Below are 16,541 nucleotides of genomic sequence, written 5' to 3'. Positions count from 1 at the left end.
GACTGCCGAGGCACACAGCGCGTGCGGTCCCTGCGCCACAGCCAACACCGCAACCAGGTCCGGACAGCGCAGGACCGTGTCCCTGATGGAGTGCCATGACCTCAGCTGGTTCCGGGCAGCAGCCATCGCTCGCACGCGCCACCGCTGTCGCGCGTCACGGAAAGCTCTGGCTGGTGCCGACCATCTTGTCCGCGCTGGTGGCCGTGTGCCTGACGCTGCTCTACATGGGCGGCATCCTCAACCCGAACGGTAATCTGCGTCAACTGCCGATCGCCCTGGTCAACATGGACGTGGGCCCGCCGCTGCCAGGACAACAACAGACCGTGGGCGCGCAATTGAGCCGGTCGGTTGTCGCAGCGACCCCGGCAGGCACCGTGAAGTGGCGCCACCTCAGCCAGGCCCGGATGCGCGACCAACTGGCGTCGGGCAAGGTCTACGGCGCCCTGGTCATCCCAGCCGACTTCACCACCTCGGTGGCGGCGCTGACGACCCCCCGGGCCACGGAACGGCCCGCTCTCACTGTCCTGACCAACCCCGCACTGGGCAGCCTCGGCTCTTCCCTGGCCAGCCGGATCACCCAGAACGCGGCTCACCAGGCGTCCCTGATGATCGGCCGACAGCTGACGGCCCGGGCCCCCGCCCAGGGCGCCAACACCACGACCCGTGCGCTCCTGGGCGACCCGATCACCGTCACCACTCAGGTGGGCCATCCCATCGGCAAGCACAGCGGCCTCGGCCTCACCGCGTTCTACTACACCCTGCTCCTGGTGCTCACCGGGTTCATAGGCGGAAACATCGTCAACAGCGGTGTCGACGCGGGCCTGGGCTACACCGACAACGAGATCGGGCCCTGGCACACCCGGCGCCCGACCGTGCCGATCAGCCGCACGCAGACGCTGCTGCTGAAGATGCTCATGACCGCGGGAATCGTGGCCCTCACCACCAGCCTGCTCATGATCGCCGCAGTCGTGATCCTGGGCATGGACGCATCACACCTGCCGCTGCTGTGGATCTTCTCCTACTGCGCGAGCCTGGCCGTGGGCCTGGGAGTACAGGCCATCAACGCGGCCTTCGGCGGGGTCGGCCAGGTGGTGTCCATGTTCGTGTTCATCGCCCTGGCCCTGCCGTCCTCGGGGGCGACGATTCCCCTCCAGGCCGTTCCCGGCTTCTACCGCTTCCTGGCGCTGTTCGAACCGATGCGGCAACTGAGCGACGGCGTGCGGGCCATTCTCTACTTCGACGCCCGGGCTGACGCCGGGCTGACCCGTGGCTGGGCCATGATCGCGATCGGCGTCGCCGTCGCCCTGCTCTTCGGGTTCGCCATGACCCGCTACTACGACCGCAAGGGGCTGCACCGCCTGGTTCCGCGGCCTGCCACAACGGCCCGCCAGGCACCGTGATCGGCACCAGGGCCGCCTGCGCGTGCCGACGCATACCACGTTCCGGCAGAAACCTGCAGGTCGTAGACCCGGAGGTCGTGTTGTCCGGGCCAGTGGGTGACCAGGCGCACCGCTTGGCCGACGTGGCCGACGAGAGCTGGGCGGAGAAGTGCCCGACCACCTTTGAGCGTCACGGAAGCCCCGCCCGCTGGTCGGCCACGGCGTCGTCATGCCCAGCCGCAAAGGTAACGATCACCATCTGCACTTCTCCCGATGCGGTCAACAGGGCCCGGCCGAGGCGGCTCAGCCCAGGTACAAGTCCCTGCGGTCGGCCACGAACGCCTCGACCGACTGGGCGGGGACGCCCGTCACGCGCTGGACGCCGTCGGCGGTACGGTCGTAACGGTTGTCCCGGTGCAGTTGGGCCATGGTGGCGACGTGCTGTTCGAGGTGCGGCGGCATTCCCAGCTTCGGGAGCTGTGCCTCCCACCGCTCCGGGGACACATCAACGTAGGACACCGGACGGCCCAGGGCCCGGGAGAACTCCTCGGCCAGCTCCGTCATGTCAACCGAGCGCGGCCCGGTCAGCTCGTAGACCTGCCCGATGTGCGGATCCGGGTCGCGGAGCACAGTGGCGATCACACGAGCGACGTCGTCCACAGCGACCGGCGAGGTACGTCCGGTGCCGAACGGCAGCGCGATCGTGCCGTTCTCCCGAATCGACCGCGCCGCCATCGTGGTGAACAGTGGACTGTCCAGAAACGCCGTCGGCCGGATGTGCACCACGGGCAGATCCGACCAGTCGAAGACCTGCTCCGCAAGCCAGTGCAGTCGCTGCTGGTGGGACTCCCCGGTGCTGGTGGCGGTCATCTGCGACACCGTCAGCTGCGACAGCTCGACCAGGGCTTCCAGCTTTCCGTACTCCCTCGCCACGGAGGCCACCACGGTCGCCGCCAGCAGGTGGTCCGGAGACACGCGCATTCCGAAGTACATCCGCGCCACGCCCTGCAGCGCGGCAGCCACCGTCTCGGGCCGGGTCAGGTCACCGATGACGACCTCCGCGCCGCGCGCCCGCAGCTCAGCCGCACGCTCGTCCTCGCGACGGACCATGAAACGCACCGGCACATCGTGAGCACGCAATTGCTCGAAGACCGTCCGGCCCACGCCGCCGGCACCGGGGATGAGAACAAGATTTTTGGCAACCATCGGTCGATCTCCTTCGGAGTGACGGGATACATGACTTGAGGTGTGGTCAGAGCGTCAGCGGAGCTGTCAGCAGCGCGTCGGCCACGGAGGTCTCGCTGCTTGGCGGAGTCCCGCTCCGCCCGGCCTGCTCCGGTAGACGGTGACCTGCCGACGCCAGCGCTGCGAGCGATGCCCGCACCGTGGCGCCGTCGGCGAACAGCCAGGGCAGGGCCTTGATGATGGCGGTACTCCGGCGGTCGCTCCCGGCCCCTCGCCGGGATGGTTGGTGAACATCGTTGGGCTCGGACGGTTCGGCGCTGAGAGCCGTCACCGCCAGCGGCTACGGCTCGCCCTTGCCCGGCAGGAAGACCAGTACGACGACGGCGCCGACCAGGGCGACGGCCGCTGACCCCAGCGCGGTGATGTGCATGGCATGGATGAAGGCGTCGTTCGCGGGCTGCACCAGTGTCCTGCCGACCGATCCCAGTTTATCGGCGACGCCCAGGGTCGCCTGGATGGATTCACCTGCGGCGTGCCTGTCGGAGGCGGACAATACGCTCAGGTGGCCATCGATGCCGTGACGGTAGGTGGTGGACAGCAGCGACCCCAGCACGGCAACCCCCATGGCCCCGCCGACCTGCCGGAAGGTGTTGTTGACTGCGGATCCGGAGCCGGCCTTCTCCCGCGGCAGCGATGACATGATCATCACGGTGGCAGGCGGCATCACATGGGCCATCCCCGTGCCCATCAGGAAGAACAGCATCTCCAGCACCCAAATGGGGGTGTCCTGGCCGAGCAGCAGGAAGCCGGCGAAGGCCACCGAGGTCAGTACGAGGCCGGTGGCGCACACGGCTCGGGCACCGAAGCGGTTGACGACCAGCCGGGCCCGCGGGGCGAAGAACATCTGGGAGACGGCCAGCGGCAGCACGAGCAGACCGGACTGCAGGACGCTGTAGCCCCGAACGCTCTGGTTGTAGAAGACGCTGAAGAACGTGACACCCATGAGGGCGAAGAAGACCAGGCCTATGGCTGCGACGGACGCGGAGAACCGCCGGTTGCGGAAGTAGGTCACGTCGAGGACCGGATGGTCGGTGCGGGCCTCGTACGCCACGAAGCCGGCGAGGACCACCAGGCCGCCGAGGATCATCGCCCAGGACTCGGGCCGGGTGAAGTCGGCCAGCTGTCCGCCCTTGATGATGCCGTAGACCAGCAGCGCCAGCCCGACGATCGACAGCAGCACGCCGAACGGATCGAGCCTGCCGGGGCTGGGGTCCTTGGAGTCGGGGACGATCACCACCATCGCGGCCGTCGCGGCGACCACGATCGGCACATTGACCAGGAAGACCGAGCCCCACCAGAAGTGCTCCAGCAGGATGCCGCCGGTGACGGGGCCGATGGCGATGGCGAATCCGACCGCACCGGTCCAGATGCCGATGGCCTTGGGCTGCTCGTCGCGCTCGAAGACGTTCATGATGATCGCGAGGGTTGCGGGCAGGATGAAGGCGCCACCGAAGCCCATCATGGCGCGGAAGGCGATGAGCTGCCCGGAGGAGTCCGAGAGCGCGGACAGCGCGGATCCCGCGCCGAACACCAGCATGCCGAAAAGCAGGACCTTCTTGCGGCCGAGCCGGTCACCGAGCAGGCCGGCGGTGAAGAGCAGTCCGGCAAAGACCAGTGTGTAGGAGTTGATCGCCCACTCCAGCTGGCTCTGAGTGGAGCCGAGTCCGGTGGGAGCGGGCTGGGCAATGGTCTTCATCGCCACGTTGAGGATCGAGTTGTCCAGCATCACCACCAGGAGGCTGCACAGGAGCACGCTCAGGATGGCCCAGCGCCGACGGTGGACCGCCTCGGAAACGAGTCGTCGCTCGGCAGGTGGTATGGACGCCGCGGCCGTCGGGGAGTCGGTGGGGGAAGGCGGGGATGCCACAAAGCTCTCCGTTGCTGTCGATGGTCTGGGATCGGCGGGCGTATGGGCTGCCGTGGCCGCGTCATCATCAAATAGATGTCGCAGGTAATCTAAATGACGACTACCATAGATTGCAAACGGCATCTATCTGAGGAGGGTGATCCCGTGGGCCGCGTGTCCCAGGCACAAGCACAGGAGAACCGGCAGCGCGTCGTAGCCACCGCGTCCCGGACGTTCCGCGAAAAGGGCACCGCGGTCAGCGTCGTCGACCTGATGAAGGCCGCCGGGCTCACCCATGGCGGGTTCTACAAGCAGTTCGGCTCCAAAGAGGACCTGATCGACGAGGCCATCACCCACGCCTTCGACGAGCAGGCGCCACATTCGATGGTGGCGCTCGGGGAGCACGCCGGGGAGCACGAGGCCGCCCGCCGGACACTGATCGAGCAGTACCTCTCGGTCTGGCACCGTGATCACCCCGGAGAGGGCTGCCCCGTCTCCGGATTCGCCGCCGACCTGGGGCGTGAGCCCGACCAGGCTGCCCGCGCCCACCACGCCTACATCAACGGAGTACGGAACCGCGCCGCTCGACTGGCCACCGGCGACGACGACGGCATGGCCCAGCTCTGCACCTTGGTCGGTGCCCTCGTCCTCGCCCGCGCCACCCGAGGCAACCCGCTCTCCGAGGAACTGCTGCAGGCCGCACGCACGGCTCTCATCGAGAGCGGGACCGGGCGGTCCGAACCGCGGCAGCACACGGGCTGACCGGGAGGAGGGGCCGGCAGCAGGAGCCGTTCGTGCGGGAATCCCGCTGGGCCGCGTGCTGGCTGGAGCGAACCATCACGACTCCCCGCTGCTCGCCCCGACCCTGGACCGCCTGGACGACCTGGGACCGCTGCCTGACGACGTCACCCTGCACCTGGACGCCGGCTACGACTCGGACAGGACCCGCACCTTGCAACGGCGAGAACGCGCCCATCCAGGCAAGTCAGAGGTGGCCTGTCGAACCAACCCACGCCTGGCAGAACGCTTTCGGCCTGATCCGCCGAGCGTGGACCACTCACAGCGGGGAGACCCGCCCCCGCCGCCGCCGCCCGTGAGCCTTCACCGACTACCGCGCCCGCGCCTACTCATTCAGGGAACTTCGCAGTGGTCCATGGGCCGTACCAGTCCAGCCAGGTGGCAAGACCTGGCTGGCAACTTGACCCCATGACGGTGGCATTGATCGACTCAGGACTCGGCCTCCTTTCCACTACAGGCTGGCTTCGGCACCTCGTCCCAGAAGTCGATCTGCTTCTGCTTCTGGACCCCGACGGCGCCCCCTGGGGATCGAGAACGGCCTCCTTCGTCACGGACCATCTGTTCACCGCCGCCCAACTGGCCGTCCAGCGGGGCGCGGAGGCCATCGTGGTCCCCTGCAACACCGCCACCGTCACCGCGATCGACGCTCTGCGCGACAGGTTCGAACCGCGAGTACCCGTGATCGGAACCGTGCCCGCCGTGAAATCGGCCGCAGCAACCGGCCAAGGCATCGCCGTGTGGGCAACCGTCCGGACCACGTCGAGTGACTACCAGGATCGCCTGATCGCGGACTACGCGAACGGCATGCCTGTCGCGCGTGTCGCATGCCCCGGTCTGGCCGAGGCGATCGACCACGGCGACATGGCCGCAGCAGCGGAGGCGATCGCCGACGCGACCCAGCGAACCCCTCAAAATTGCGACTCCGTGGTGCTGGGATGCACGCACTACCCCCTGGTGGCGCCAGAGATTCTGCAGAGCCTGCCCGCCGGAACCACCCTGTACGACAGCGCGGAGGCAGTCGCTCGCCAAACGCTGCGGCGATTGGACCGAACCAGGGAACCGCACAGCACCATGGGCTCCATCGAGGTGGTACTCAGCGGTCGCCGCGAAAACCTCCCGGTAGGCGCCCACGCCTACCCAGTGGGCCGCGCCCTTGCCGCAGCAGGGCGGGTATCCCGCGAAATTCTCATCTCCGCCGCAACTCGCTCCCCGATGGCTGCAGCGGCGATCTGAGCAAGCCCCAGATCTTCTGCGTCTTCTCGGCCAGGCGTACAGCCACCTCCACTCGGGGCAGACCCCGGATGATCGCAGAGAGTGGCGACTACGTGATCGTCCAGGGCCTGTGCCTGTCTCGCGACAGGGCTCCCCACCGCGCCTATCCGCGCGACCTCTTCGCCGAGGAGATCGGACCCTCGGGTGAGCAGCTCGGGAACTTCCCCCAGACGTTCCCACCTCGCCCTGATCACCACCGCCATGGCCCTCGACGCCTAGGCCTGTCCGGCGGATCATGTGACCGTCGCGGCTGGGGTCGTTGGCATGAGCATGGGGCGGGGAGACTTAACGCATGAGGAGTGGGCCCGGCTGAAACCGCATCTGCCGAAGTCCGGGCAGCGCGGCGGCCGTTGGGCCAACCACCGCAAGGTCATCAACGGGATCCTGTACCGACTGCGCACTGGGGTGCCATGGCGGGATCTACCTGCGCGTTTCGGTCCTTGGAAGACGGTGTGTGAACGGCACAGGCGCTGGTCGGCTGACGGCACCTGGGACAGGATCTTCGCGGCCGTCCTGGCCGATGCCGACGCGGGACGCGGGAGGCCGGATCGACTGGTCGATGGTGAGTGTCGATTCGACCTCTTGCCGGGCCCATCAGCACGCCGCCGGGGCTCGTAGGAAACCGCCACGAGTGCCAGGAAGAAGACGCACGCCCCGGCAGCACCGCCCCGACGAGGGACTCGGACGCTCCCGGGGCGGCCTGACCTGCAAGATTCACCTCGCCGGTGAGGGTGGACGCCGTCCCCTGGCCCTGCTGATCACTCCGGGCCAATGGGGCGACGCTCCGCAGCTCATCCCGGTCATGCAAACCATCCGTCGCCTGCCCGAGCTGCCGACCCGCCGCAGGAAGGCACTCCCCGGTGCGAAATACTCTCCCGATGAGTTCACGCGCTTCCTCGATCAGCCAGCCGATCACGATACGGAGGGCAGTCGCGCGGGATGCCAAACGGCTCACGCGGCTCGTGCGTGGCTCAGGCGCCTACGAGGGCAAGTACGCGGCCGCAGTGGCGGGCTACCGGGTCGGTCCTGATTACATCGAAGCTCACCGTGCCTTCGTAGCCGTCGGCGCCGACGAGCATGGGGGCCGGGTGCTCGGGTTCTACTCGCTCGTCCTCGCTCCACAGGAGCTCGACCTGCTGTTCGTCGCCGATGAAGCGCAAGGACGCGGTATTGGACGGCTGCTCGTCGCGCACATGCAGTCCGAGGCCCGTGCCGCCGGGCTCGACCGTGTCAAGGTCGTGTCGCATGTTCCCGCCGAGGACTTCTACCACCGCGTCGGTGCAGTGCGGACCGGGACCGCGCTCGCGAACCCGCCCGCCGTGCCGTGGGACCGTCCCACATTCGAGTTTCGCATTTCTTCGGAATGACGCGGTGTGCCGGTTCGCAGGGCACCGGCTTCGCCTGCATGGTGGCTGGCGTGCAGGAGCCGCTGGACGCCGCGCGCCACGTGTGTGCCGCCGTCTCTGCCCTGGCGGGGGATCGCCTGCGCCAGCGGCCTCTCCCGGCGTCGGTCGCCTCGGTGGCGGACACCCGCGCACGCGGCCCGACCATCTCGGCGGCGACAAAGCGTGCTCCTCCCGTCGCAACCGCCGGTACCTGCGACGACGCCAGATCAAGCACACCATCCCCGAACCGAAGAACCAGCGGGACAACCGACAACGCCGCGGCAGCAACGGCGGCCGGCCTGTTGGCTTCGACAAGACGATCTACAAGCGAAGGAACGAAGCTGAGCGAACGATCAACGCGCTCAAGAACTCCCGGGCCGTGGCCACGAGGTTCGACAAGCGCGGCTACATCTTCCACGGCACCGTCACCGTCACCGTCGCCTCGATCCGACTCTGGCTCCGCCCATGACCTCCGCCGGAGCTAGGACCTGTCCGTCCGATCATGTATCGGCCCTGCGGCGTCCGCCTTGAGCCTGGTGCGTCATGATCTCGGTGTGGCAGATGATTCCGTCTCGGTGACTTTCAGCTCGTTGTGGCATCTGAAGGCCCTGCATCGCATGGTGATGAACCGGAAATTCGACGGTCCCGACGGCGTCTTCTTCGGCAGCTCTCATCTCGCGGCCGCACAGCACGCGATCCTTGAGGCGTTGATGCGGGCTGAACCCCAACAGGCCGCGAGGTGGGAGTCCTGGCGGGACGCGCGAGGGCACGAGGAGGTCCTGGACAGGGTTCGACGACACCTACGGGACCACGCTGAAGCCGTCACAGCCATGGAACCGGCGACCCGCCGTAGCTATGTGGAGAGCCTGCTTGCGCCGCTGGTAGGCGACCCCGATCTACTGGCGGAGTTGACAGACATCCCATGAGCTTGTTCTTTATCTGCCGGCCTCGAACAGCACCTCGAACTGAGTCGCTCACCTGGGGATTCGCCGGACGTGCGGGCGGCCTTCGTCTGATCGTGTGTTCCGACCAAGGAATGCACGTGACCAAGACGAAGGCCGTGAGGGTGAGTCTGCTGCCTGATGCTGTCCGGCGGGAAGCGTTCGCGGAGGCGTCACGCTTCCGGGGTGAGTTCTACGAGTGTCTGACCGCTCGGCGCGATGAGTTGTTCGAGTTGGTGGACGCGGTGCTGTGTGCGGACGGTGCGGTGAAGTCCCCGGTGGACCTGACCCTGTTGCCCGAGCATCGTCGTGGGCACGGAGCGATGTACGGCGGCCTGAATCGCGGCCGGATCGACGTCGATCGGCTGCGGACGGTGCTGGCCGGGCTGCCGCTGCCGCGTTTCGAGGGCGGGCGCCTGGTCCTGGCGGTCGATGTGTCACCGTGGCTTCGTTCGGACGCGCCGTGCTCGGCCGAGCGGCTGTTCTGCCACGTCTACGGCAGGGCGAAGACGGCGTCGCAGTTCATTCCGGGCTGGCCCTACTCCTTCGTCGCCGTGTTGGAGTCCGGCGCCACGTCATGGACCGCGATCCTGGACGTGGTCCGGCTCGGCCCGGCGGACGACGCGACCGCCGTCACCGCCGGCCAGCTGCGAGGCGTCGTCGAACGGCTCATCACTGCGGGCCAGTGGAAACCCGGCGACCCGGACATCACCATCGTCGCCGACGCCGGCTACGACGTCACCCGCCTGGCCTGGGTGCTGCGGGACCTGCCCGTCGAGATGGTCGGCCGCGTCCGCTCCGACCGCGTCATGCGCCTGCCGAGGCCACCGCGGACGCACGGCGTCAACGGCCGGCCGCCCAAGCACGGCCCGGAGTTCCGCTTCGCCAAGCCGGAGACCTGGCCCGAACCCGCGATCACCACCGCCACCGCGACCACGAACTACGGGAAAGCCGAAACCCAGGCATGGGACCGGGTCCACCCCCGGCTCACACACCGCTCCGCCTGGCTCGACCACGAAGGCGAACTTCCCCTGATCGAAGGCACCTTGGTCCGGCTGAAGGTCGAGCATCTGTCGAAGGTACGGGACGCTCCGCCGGTGTGGTTGTGGTCCTCGAAGACCGGCGCCGCCCCGGACGACATCGACCGTTGCTGGCAGGTCTACCTGCGCAGATTCGACCTTGAGCACACGTTCAGGTTCGCAAAACAGACCCTTGGCTGGACGACCCCGAAACTCCGCACTCCGGAGGCAGCGGACCGCTGGACCTGGATTCTGATCGTCGCCCACACCCAGCTCCGGCTTGCCCGGCCGCTCGCCGCAGACCTCCGCCGGCCGTGGGAGAAACCCACCGCCTCCGACCGGATCACCCCGGCCCGGGTCCGCCGGGGGTTCAGGAACATCCGCGCTCACCTCGCCTGCCCGACCCGTGTTCCCAAACCCACAGGCACTGGGCCCGGACGGCCACCCGGCGCCAAGAACAAACGCAGGGCACCCCGCTACGACGTCGGCAAGACTGTCAAACGCCCCGAGACCCTCAAGGCCATCGGCAAGCCTGGAAGATCCTGGTAGATAAAGATCAAGATGAGCTGGCGTGTCAAACAGCGGGTGCATGGGCCCGGCGGGACCAGGCGGTCCAGGAATGGTCCGCCGCCTTGGCTGTGGTCAGCTTGCTGCCGAGCGTGGTCTTTCGTGGAGGGCGCCGACCTCGGCCAAGGTTGTCTGGCTGAGCCGCTCCGCTGCCGTGCGGAGCACGGTCTCCCCGGCACGGAAGGCGTCAGTGAGACGGCGTGCGGCGCATGGGAGGTCCTCCTGGGCCGACGGTGCCGCCCGCGTACGCGGCGCGCCGCGGCTTCGTGAGGAGGTTGTCCGTCCACTGAGGTCATCTCGGCAACATGATAGTTGCGGTGTGTGACGGGGTGCGGGTGCCCGCTCGCGGCCTAGTTCTGCGGTGCCAGGGTGCGCAGGACGCAGAACTCGTTGCCCTCGGGGTCCGCCATGACCACCCAGTTTCGGTCTGAGCCCTGGCCCACATCCGTCTTGGTGGCGCCGAGGCCGAGCAATCTGGTCACCTCGTCCTCGGTGCTGCCGTCGATCGGGCTGACGTCGAGGTGAAGCCGGTTCTTCACGGTCTTGCCCTCGGGCACCTGGATGAACTGCAGGGTGGGCGGCATCTGGCGGGCCCGAACATCCTCGACGGTCGGCACCCAGGAGCCGATCTCGACCTTGCCCTCGCTCCGGTCGATCACCTTGAAGTCCAGGACCTCGCACCAAAAGGCCGCGAGCCTCTCCGGATCGTGGCAGTCAACGGTCAACTCGGTGAACCTACTTGTCATGACTCTCCCAGATAGTGCGGACAGGGCTCAGAGTATGCCGCCCGTCCGACAGATCTGAGACTTGGTTCGTGGCACGTGGAGATCTGACGGATGCACAGTGGGCGGTGCTGGAACCGCTGCTGCCGAAGGGCAAGAAGCCGGGCCGGCCGCCGACATGGCCCCGGCGGCAGCTGATCGACGGCATACGGTGGCGGACCCGGACTGGGACGCCATGGCGGGATGTCCCAGAGCGGTACGGGCCCTGGGGGCGGGTGTATGACCTGTTCCGCCGCTGGCAGCGGGACGGCACCTGGCAGTGGATCTTCACCGCCCTGCAGACTCGGGCCGACGCCGAGGGTCTGATCACCTGGGACATCAACGTCGACTCCACAGTCTGCCGGGCCCACCAGCACGCCGCCGGGGCGAGAAAAAGGGGGACCTGCAGAAGGAACCGCCCGGCGGCCTTGCCGCCGAGCCGGACGACCACGGCCTTGGACGCTCGCGCGGCGGCCTGACCACCAAGCTCCACCTGGCCGTCGAGCAAGGACAGAAGCCCATGTCGATCGTGATCACGGCAGGGCAGCGCGGGGACTCCCCACAGTTCGAGCCCGTCCTGGACAAGGTCCGCGTGCCCCGCATCGGGCCGGGCAGGCCCCGCACCCGGCCCAAGCGTGTGCGCGCGGACAAGGCGTACGCCTCCCGCAAGAACCGCGCCTACCTGCGCCGCCGCAGCATCCGCTGCACCATCCCGGACAAGGCCGACCAAGCCCGCAACCGCAAGAAGCTCGGCTTTCGTGGCGGCCGGCCGCCGAAGTTCGACAAGACCGACTACCGCGAGCGCCACGCGGTCGAGTGCGGGATCAACCGCCTCAAGAGACACCGGGCCGTGGCCACGCGGTACGACAAGCTCGCGGTCCGCTACGAGGCGACCGTCCTGGTTGCGGCCATCAACGAGTGGCTGTGACCAGCACGGTCACAAAGCGACTAATCGTCGAGTTCGGTGAAGAGGGTCAACTGAAGAGCGCCCGGTGCCTCAAGCCGGGAGTTCAGGGAGTTCCACGGCGTGCGCGTCGGTTCGGCGACCACCTGGGCTCCGGCTGCGGCCAGCTTCGATGTGGTGGCGACGGAGTCGTCAACCTGGAAGGCGACCCGGACGTGGCCGGCTACTCGCCGCCCGACCTCGACTTGGTCGATGAAGGCAGCGTGGTTTGGGTCGGTCAGCTCCAAGGTGGCTCGGCCGGCGTCCAGGATGGTGACTCGTCCGTCGGGAGAGGTGAACGCGCCGCGTTCACTCAGGCCGAGGACGTCGCGGTAAAAGTGCAGCGCCGCATCGTAGTCGGCTGCCGTGACCACTAAGCGGAGTTCGCGGACGGCGGGTTCGTCGGACATGTCGGCTCCTAGGAGATCTTGGGTACCGACTCGTCAACCCCGTCCTGGACCGGACAATTCCCGTGCCGGACCGGTTGGATGACCTCACACCGGCTACGGCACGACCGCGCTGGTTGTAGCCATTAGCGAGTCGCTGTTACCTGTGCTTCCGATACACGCCCTAGGGACATCAGACGGGCTTGACCCGGCATCAGATACGCGAGAAGCCCCTGGTAGGAACAGGTCTGCGAAGAACAGGTTCCGGGTACCGAGAGGCTTCACGCGTTGACCAGTGTCACCTACACCGGCGTGCTCGATGTCAGCCGGGCCACTGCTGAGGCCCTCGCGAAGCTGCTACTCGAACACCGTGAGCGTCTCGGGACCCGCAAGGGCACCCGTGCCCTGGGGCCGTTCAAACAGAGCGTGTTGATCCTGCGCTGGTTCCTGGACGGTACCCGGCTGACTCAACTCGCCCGCGACAACCGGATCTCCGTCCCGACGGCCTACCGCTACCTCCACGAAGGGCTGACCGTGCTCACCGACCACGCCCCGGACCTGTCCACCGCGCTGGAGCGCGCGACCGCGGCCGGCTTTACACACCTCAACCTCGACGGCACCGTCATCCGTACCGATCGCGTCGCCGCCCCCGGCCCGAACAAGGCCGACCTGTGGTGGTCGGGCAAGCACAAGCACCACGGCGGCAACGTCCAGGTCATTTCCGCACCCGACGGCTGGCCGCTCTGGGTCTCGCCGGTCCGGCCCGGCCGCGAGCACGACACCACCTGCGCCCGTACCCACGGCCTGATCGCCGCCCTGACTCGGCTCGCCGACACCCTGGACATCCCTACCCTGACCGACCTCGGCTACCAGGACGCCGGGGCCGGCCTCCGCCACCCGGTCAAAAAACCCAAGGGCGGCGAACTTACCGACGACGCGAAGGCGTTCAACTCCGTCATCCGCGGCGTCCACGGCGTGGCCGAACGCGCCAACGCCCTGCTCAAGGTGACCTTCAAGGCTCTGCGCAGGGCCAGCCCCGACCCCAAGGCGATCACCCGGATCACCCGCGCTGCCCTCGTCCTGCTCCAGATGGAGCACGGCCGCACCAGCTGAACGAAGATCACGAACCGTCACGAGACGTTACCGAGAAGGGCTCACTGCAGACGATAGAGGGAAAGGGGAGTATTCACTCCTTTCCACTCTCAACTTATAGCGCACCGGGGGTCTTGCGGCAAGACCCGGGTCGTGCCGCAGAATCGTCGGCCGAGGCCAGAACTTGCGGAAATGGGAGTCACGAAATGCGTGTTTTGTTGTCGGGGTATGACTCGCGCGGGGGCGTCGAACCGCTGGTGGGACTCGCGGTGCGGTTGCGGGAACTCGGCGCGGAGGTGCGGGTGTGTGCGCCGCCGGACGAGGAGTTCGCGAAGCGGCTGGCCGGGGCCGGTGTGGAGATGGTGCCGACTGGCCAGTCGGTGCGCCAGTTGGTGACCGGGAAGACGCCGCCGTCGGCGGCAGGCGTGCCGCGGCGCGCGGCCGAGTTGGTCGCCGCGTTTTATGACAAGGTCACCGTGGCAGCCGAGGGGTGTGATGTGCTGGTGGCGTCCGGCCTCGTGCCGGCCGTGGCCGGCGTGAAGTCGGTCGCCGAGAAACTGGGCATCCGATACGTGTACACGAGTTACCAGCCGGTCAGCCTGCCGTCGCCGCACCACCCGCCGATCCCGCGGCCGGGGCGGCCGCTCCCATCGGATGTGACCGACAATCGAGTGCTGTGGGAGCGGGACGCCCAGGACGCGCAGGCGGTGTTCGGCGAGGCGATCAACACCCACCGGGCGTCGATTGACCTGCCGCCGGTGGACAACGTCCGCGACCATGTCTTCACCGACCACCCGTGGCTGGCCACGGACCCGATCCTGGCCCCGTGGCAGCAGCCGGCGGACCTCAGCGTGGTGCACACCGGCGCGTGGGTTCTGCCGGACGAACGCCCGCTCCCCGCCGAGTTGGTGGCGTTCCTGGACGCCGGCACACCACCGGTGTACGTGGGCTTCGGCAGCATTCCCATGCGCGATCCGGAGGACATCGCCCGGGTGGCCATCGAAGCGATCCGCGCGCAGAGCCGCCGCGTAGTCGTCTCCCGCGGCTGGGCCGACCTGGCCCTGATCGACGACCAGGACGACTGCTTCGTCGTCGGCGAGGTCAACCATCAGGCACTGTTCCGCCGGGCGGCCGCCGTCGTGCACCACGGCGGCGCGGGCACCACGACGACGGCCACCTGGGCCGGCGCGCCTCAGGTGGTGGTACCCCAGGGGGGCGACCAGCCATATTTCGCCAGCCGGGTCGCTGACCTGGGCATCGGCGCGGCACACGACGGTCCGACTCCGACCGTCGAGTCCCTGTCGGCCGCGCTCAAGACGGCCCTGACCCCCGAGACTCGCGCACGAGCGACCGCCGTGGCCGACACGTTCCGCACCGACGGGGCGACGGTGGCCGCGAAACTGCTGCTCGACGCCGTCAGCCAAGAAAGGCCGCCAGTGTCCGCGTGAACCACGCGGGATCGTCGAGCCAGGAACAGTGCCCGGCGCCGGGCTGCACCGCCGACTCGGTATGTCCGAAGAGACCGGCATACTCCGCGGCGGCAGCCCGACGTCGTACGCACCCGCGAGCAACAGCACCAGCCTCCAGGATCATTCTGTTAGGAGCGCAACACGGCCACCGATCCACGAGGAAAGGCCCTACTCATGAGCTGGTGTGTCAAGCGGCGAGTGCGTGGGCTCGGTGGGACCACGCTGTCGCCTCGTCGTACGGTGTGCCGGATTTCAGGCAGCCGTGCAGGATGCCAACGAGCCGGTTGGCGAGTTGGCGCAGGGCGGCGTTGAATTCGATGCCGCGGGCGCGTTGCTTCTCGTAGTAGGCCCTGGCGCCGGAGGAGACCCGCAGTGCGGAGAAGGCTTGGGCGATCAGGGCGTCGATGAGCCGGTCGTTGCGGACGTACCGGGCGGTCACGACCTTCTTCCTGCCGGAGGCGCGGGTGATCGGGCTGGTGCCGGCGTAGTTCTTGCGGGCCTTGGCGCTGGCGTAACGGTGAGGGTCGTCGCCGAATTCTGCGAGTACCCGGGCACTGAGCATCGGTCCCAGTCCGGGCTGGGAGCGGATGATCTCAGCGTCCGGGTGCCGGCCAAAATAGGTCTCGGCCTGTCCGTGCAGGAAGTTGACCTGCTCGTTCAGAGTGACCAGCATCGCGACGAGCGCGCGTACGGAGACAGCGTAGGCCGCAGTCACAGCTGGGGGCTGGCTCAGGTGTTTGGCGCGCGGTACGGTTTGGATCTTGGAGGTCTTGTCGGGAACGTTGCGTCGGCGGGCGCGCTTGAGGGCTGCACTGATCTGTGTGGTCGTCAGCTTCGCCGCGGCCACCGGATCAGGTGCCTTGGCCAGTAGTTCCAGGGTGTCGGGGGCGTCCAGGTCGTCGAACGCCAGCAGGGCAGCGGGGAAGTAGTCGAGCAGGGCGTGCCGCAGCCGCTGCGTGGTGCGGGTGCGTTCCCAGATCAGGGTCTTATGGGCACGCGTCACGACCTTGACCGCTTCGACGTCGGCGGTGTCCCCGGAGATCGGGCGGAGCTGGTGGGAATCGGTGCGCACCATATCAGCGAGCATGTGTGCGTCGGCCGCGTCACTCTTGGCCCCCGATACCGCCAGGCGTTCCCGGTACCGGGAGGCCTGCAGTGGATTGACCGCGTACACCGTGTAGCCGGCGGCGATCAGCGCCTGCACCCACGGGCCCCGATCGGTCTCGATTCCGATCACGACCTCGGCCTTGCTGTCTTCGCCGAGTTCTGCACCGATCACCGAGTGCAATCGTTCAATTCCCGCCACGCCCTCCGGCAGCCGAGCCTTGGACAACCGACGGCCCGCGGCGTCCATCAACTCGACGTCGTGGTGGTCCTGGGCCCAGCCATCCCCAACGAACAGCAACTCGTCCTCCGTCATTGACCTCGATCGGCAGTA

14 protein-coding genes and 3 pseudogenes are annotated in these 16,541 nt (G+C 67.9%); 12 read left to right on the top strand and 5 right to left on the bottom strand.

What is annotated here, in order from left to right:
* The first annotated feature begins 95 nt into the window (after window positions 1-95).
* On the top strand, window positions 96-1,400 hold the full coding sequence (locus tag RWE79_RS38465) for a YhgE/Pip domain-containing protein (protein WP_475945293.1): 1,305 nt from the start codon (window positions 96-98) through the stop codon (window positions 1,398-1,400).
* A gap of 282 nt (window positions 1,401-1,682) precedes the next feature.
* On the opposite strand, the gene RWE79_RS38460 is transcribed toward RWE79_RS38465, so the two are convergent.
* Window positions 1,683-2,585, bottom strand: a complete 903-nt coding sequence (locus tag RWE79_RS38460; RefSeq protein WP_475945291.1) for an NmrA family NAD(P)-binding protein — start codon at window positions 2,583-2,585, stop codon at window positions 1,683-1,685.
* A 319-nt stretch (window positions 2,586-2,904) separates the two neighbouring features.
* Window positions 2,905-4,491: an MFS transporter gene (locus RWE79_RS38455; protein ID WP_475945289.1), complete on the bottom strand. Its 1,587-nt coding sequence runs from the start codon at window positions 4,489-4,491 to the stop codon at window positions 2,905-2,907.
* 144 nt (window positions 4,492-4,635) lie between these two features.
* Here RWE79_RS38455 and RWE79_RS38450 point away from each other — a divergent pair, with 144 nt between their 5' ends.
* From RWE79_RS38450 to RWE79_RS38415, 8 genes and pseudogenes are all read left to right on the top strand, one after another.
* Window positions 4,636-5,232: a TetR/AcrR family transcriptional regulator gene (locus RWE79_RS38450; protein WP_475945287.1), complete on the top strand. Its 597-nt coding sequence runs from the start codon at window positions 4,636-4,638 to the stop codon at window positions 5,230-5,232.
* Window positions 5,186-5,567: pseudogene (locus RWE79_RS38445) on the top strand (IS5/IS1182 family transposase); the annotation flags it as partial. The gene RWE79_RS38450 and the pseudogene RWE79_RS38445, both read left to right, overlap by 47 nt.
* A 109-nt stretch (window positions 5,568-5,676) precedes the next feature.
* Window positions 5,677-6,501, top strand: a complete 825-nt coding sequence (locus RWE79_RS38440) for a glutamate racemase (protein ID WP_475945285.1) — start codon at window positions 5,677-5,679, stop codon at window positions 6,499-6,501.
* 309 nt (window positions 6,502-6,810) lie between these two features.
* Window positions 6,811-7,357, top strand: a pseudogene (locus RWE79_RS38435) (IS5 family transposase); the annotation flags it as partial.
* Between the two features lie 61 nt (window positions 7,358-7,418).
* Entirely contained in the window at window positions 7,419-7,907 is a 489-nt protein-coding gene (locus RWE79_RS38430) for a GNAT family N-acetyltransferase (protein ID WP_475945283.1), read from the top strand.
* 145 nt (window positions 7,908-8,052) lie between these two features.
* Window positions 8,053-8,394 (top strand): annotated as a pseudogene (locus tag RWE79_RS38425) (transposase family protein); the annotation flags it as partial.
* A gap of 85 nt (window positions 8,395-8,479) precedes the next feature.
* Window positions 8,480-8,851 carry a hypothetical protein gene (locus RWE79_RS38420; protein WP_475945281.1) on the top strand — a complete coding sequence of 124 codons (372 nt, stop codon included), beginning with the start codon at window positions 8,480-8,482 and terminating at the stop codon, window positions 8,849-8,851.
* A 140-nt stretch (window positions 8,852-8,991) separates the two neighbouring features.
* The gene (locus RWE79_RS38415; protein ID WP_475946201.1) at window positions 8,992-10,434 is read left to right on the top strand and encodes an NF041680 family putative transposase; all 1,443 of its coding nucleotides are present in this window, start codon (window positions 8,992-8,994) and stop codon (window positions 10,432-10,434) included.
* Window positions 10,435-10,802: 368 nt separating this feature from the next.
* Here RWE79_RS38415 and RWE79_RS38410 read toward each other — a convergent pair whose 3' ends face one another.
* Window positions 10,803-11,198: a VOC family protein gene (locus RWE79_RS38410; RefSeq protein WP_475945279.1), complete on the bottom strand. Its 396-nt coding sequence runs from the start codon at window positions 11,196-11,198 to the stop codon at window positions 10,803-10,805.
* A 68-nt stretch (window positions 11,199-11,266) separates the two neighbouring features.
* On the opposite strand from RWE79_RS38410, the gene RWE79_RS38405 reads away from it, so the two are divergent.
* Window positions 11,267-12,141 (top strand): IS5 family transposase gene (locus RWE79_RS38405; protein ID WP_475945277.1). Its coding sequence is split into 2 segments (ribosomal slippage): window positions 11,267-11,633 and window positions 11,633-12,141, totalling 876 coding nucleotides; the frame shifts between segments, so codons are not numbered across the junction.
* Between the two features lie 20 nt (window positions 12,142-12,161).
* Here RWE79_RS38405 and RWE79_RS38400 read toward each other — a convergent pair.
* Window positions 12,162-12,566, bottom strand: a complete 405-nt coding sequence (locus RWE79_RS38400; RefSeq protein WP_327187446.1) for a VOC family protein — start codon at window positions 12,564-12,566, stop codon at window positions 12,162-12,164.
* 264 nt (window positions 12,567-12,830) lie between these two features.
* Here RWE79_RS38400 and RWE79_RS38395 point away from each other — a divergent pair, with 264 nt between their 5' ends.
* On the top strand, window positions 12,831-13,655 hold the full coding sequence (locus tag RWE79_RS38395) for an HARBI1 family protein (protein WP_475945274.1): 825 nt from the start codon (window positions 12,831-12,833) through the stop codon (window positions 13,653-13,655).
* Between the two features lie 185 nt (window positions 13,656-13,840).
* On the top strand, window positions 13,841-15,082 hold the full coding sequence (locus tag RWE79_RS38390) for a glycosyltransferase (protein ID WP_475946389.1): 1,242 nt from the start codon (window positions 13,841-13,843) through the stop codon (window positions 15,080-15,082).
* Window positions 15,083-15,290: 208 nt separating this feature from the next.
* Here the strand turns inward: RWE79_RS38390 and RWE79_RS38385 are convergent, their stop codons facing one another.
* Window positions 15,291-16,508 carry an IS110 family RNA-guided transposase gene (locus tag RWE79_RS38385; protein WP_475946387.1) on the bottom strand — a complete coding sequence of 406 codons (1,218 nt, stop codon included), beginning with the start codon at window positions 16,506-16,508 and terminating at the stop codon, window positions 15,291-15,293.
* Between the last annotated feature and the right edge of the window lie 33 nt (window positions 16,509-16,541).

This window comes from Streptomyces sp. RLA131, assembly GCF_056270125.1.
Note: the sequence above shows the minus strand (reverse complement) of the source record. Positions and strands in the feature narration are given on the sequence as shown.

Excerpts from the sequence above, each read along its gene's own strand:
- RWE79_RS38465 (WP_475945293.1), top strand. The coding sequence starts at position 96 with ATGACCTCAGCTGGTTCCGGGCAGCAGCCATCGCTCGCACGCGCCACC.
- RWE79_RS38460 (WP_475945291.1), bottom strand. The coding sequence starts at position 2,585 with ATGGTTGCCAAAAATCTTGTTCTCATCCCCGGTGCCGGCGGCGTGGGC.
- RWE79_RS38440 (WP_475945285.1), top strand. The coding sequence starts at position 5,677 with ATGACGGTGGCATTGATCGACTCAGGACTCGGCCTCCTTTCCACTACA.
- RWE79_RS38430 (WP_475945283.1), top strand. The coding sequence starts at position 7,419 with ATGAGTTCACGCGCTTCCTCGATCAGCCAGCCGATCACGATACGGAGG.
- RWE79_RS38410 (WP_475945279.1), bottom strand. The coding sequence starts at position 11,198 with ATGACAAGTAGGTTCACCGAGTTGACCGTTGACTGCCACGATCCGGAG.
- RWE79_RS38400 (WP_327187446.1), bottom strand. The coding sequence starts at position 12,566 with ATGTCCGACGAACCCGCCGTCCGCGAACTCCGCTTAGTGGTCACGGCA.
- RWE79_RS38390 (WP_475946389.1), top strand. The coding sequence starts at position 13,841 with ATGCGTGTTTTGTTGTCGGGGTATGACTCGCGCGGGGGCGTCGAACCG.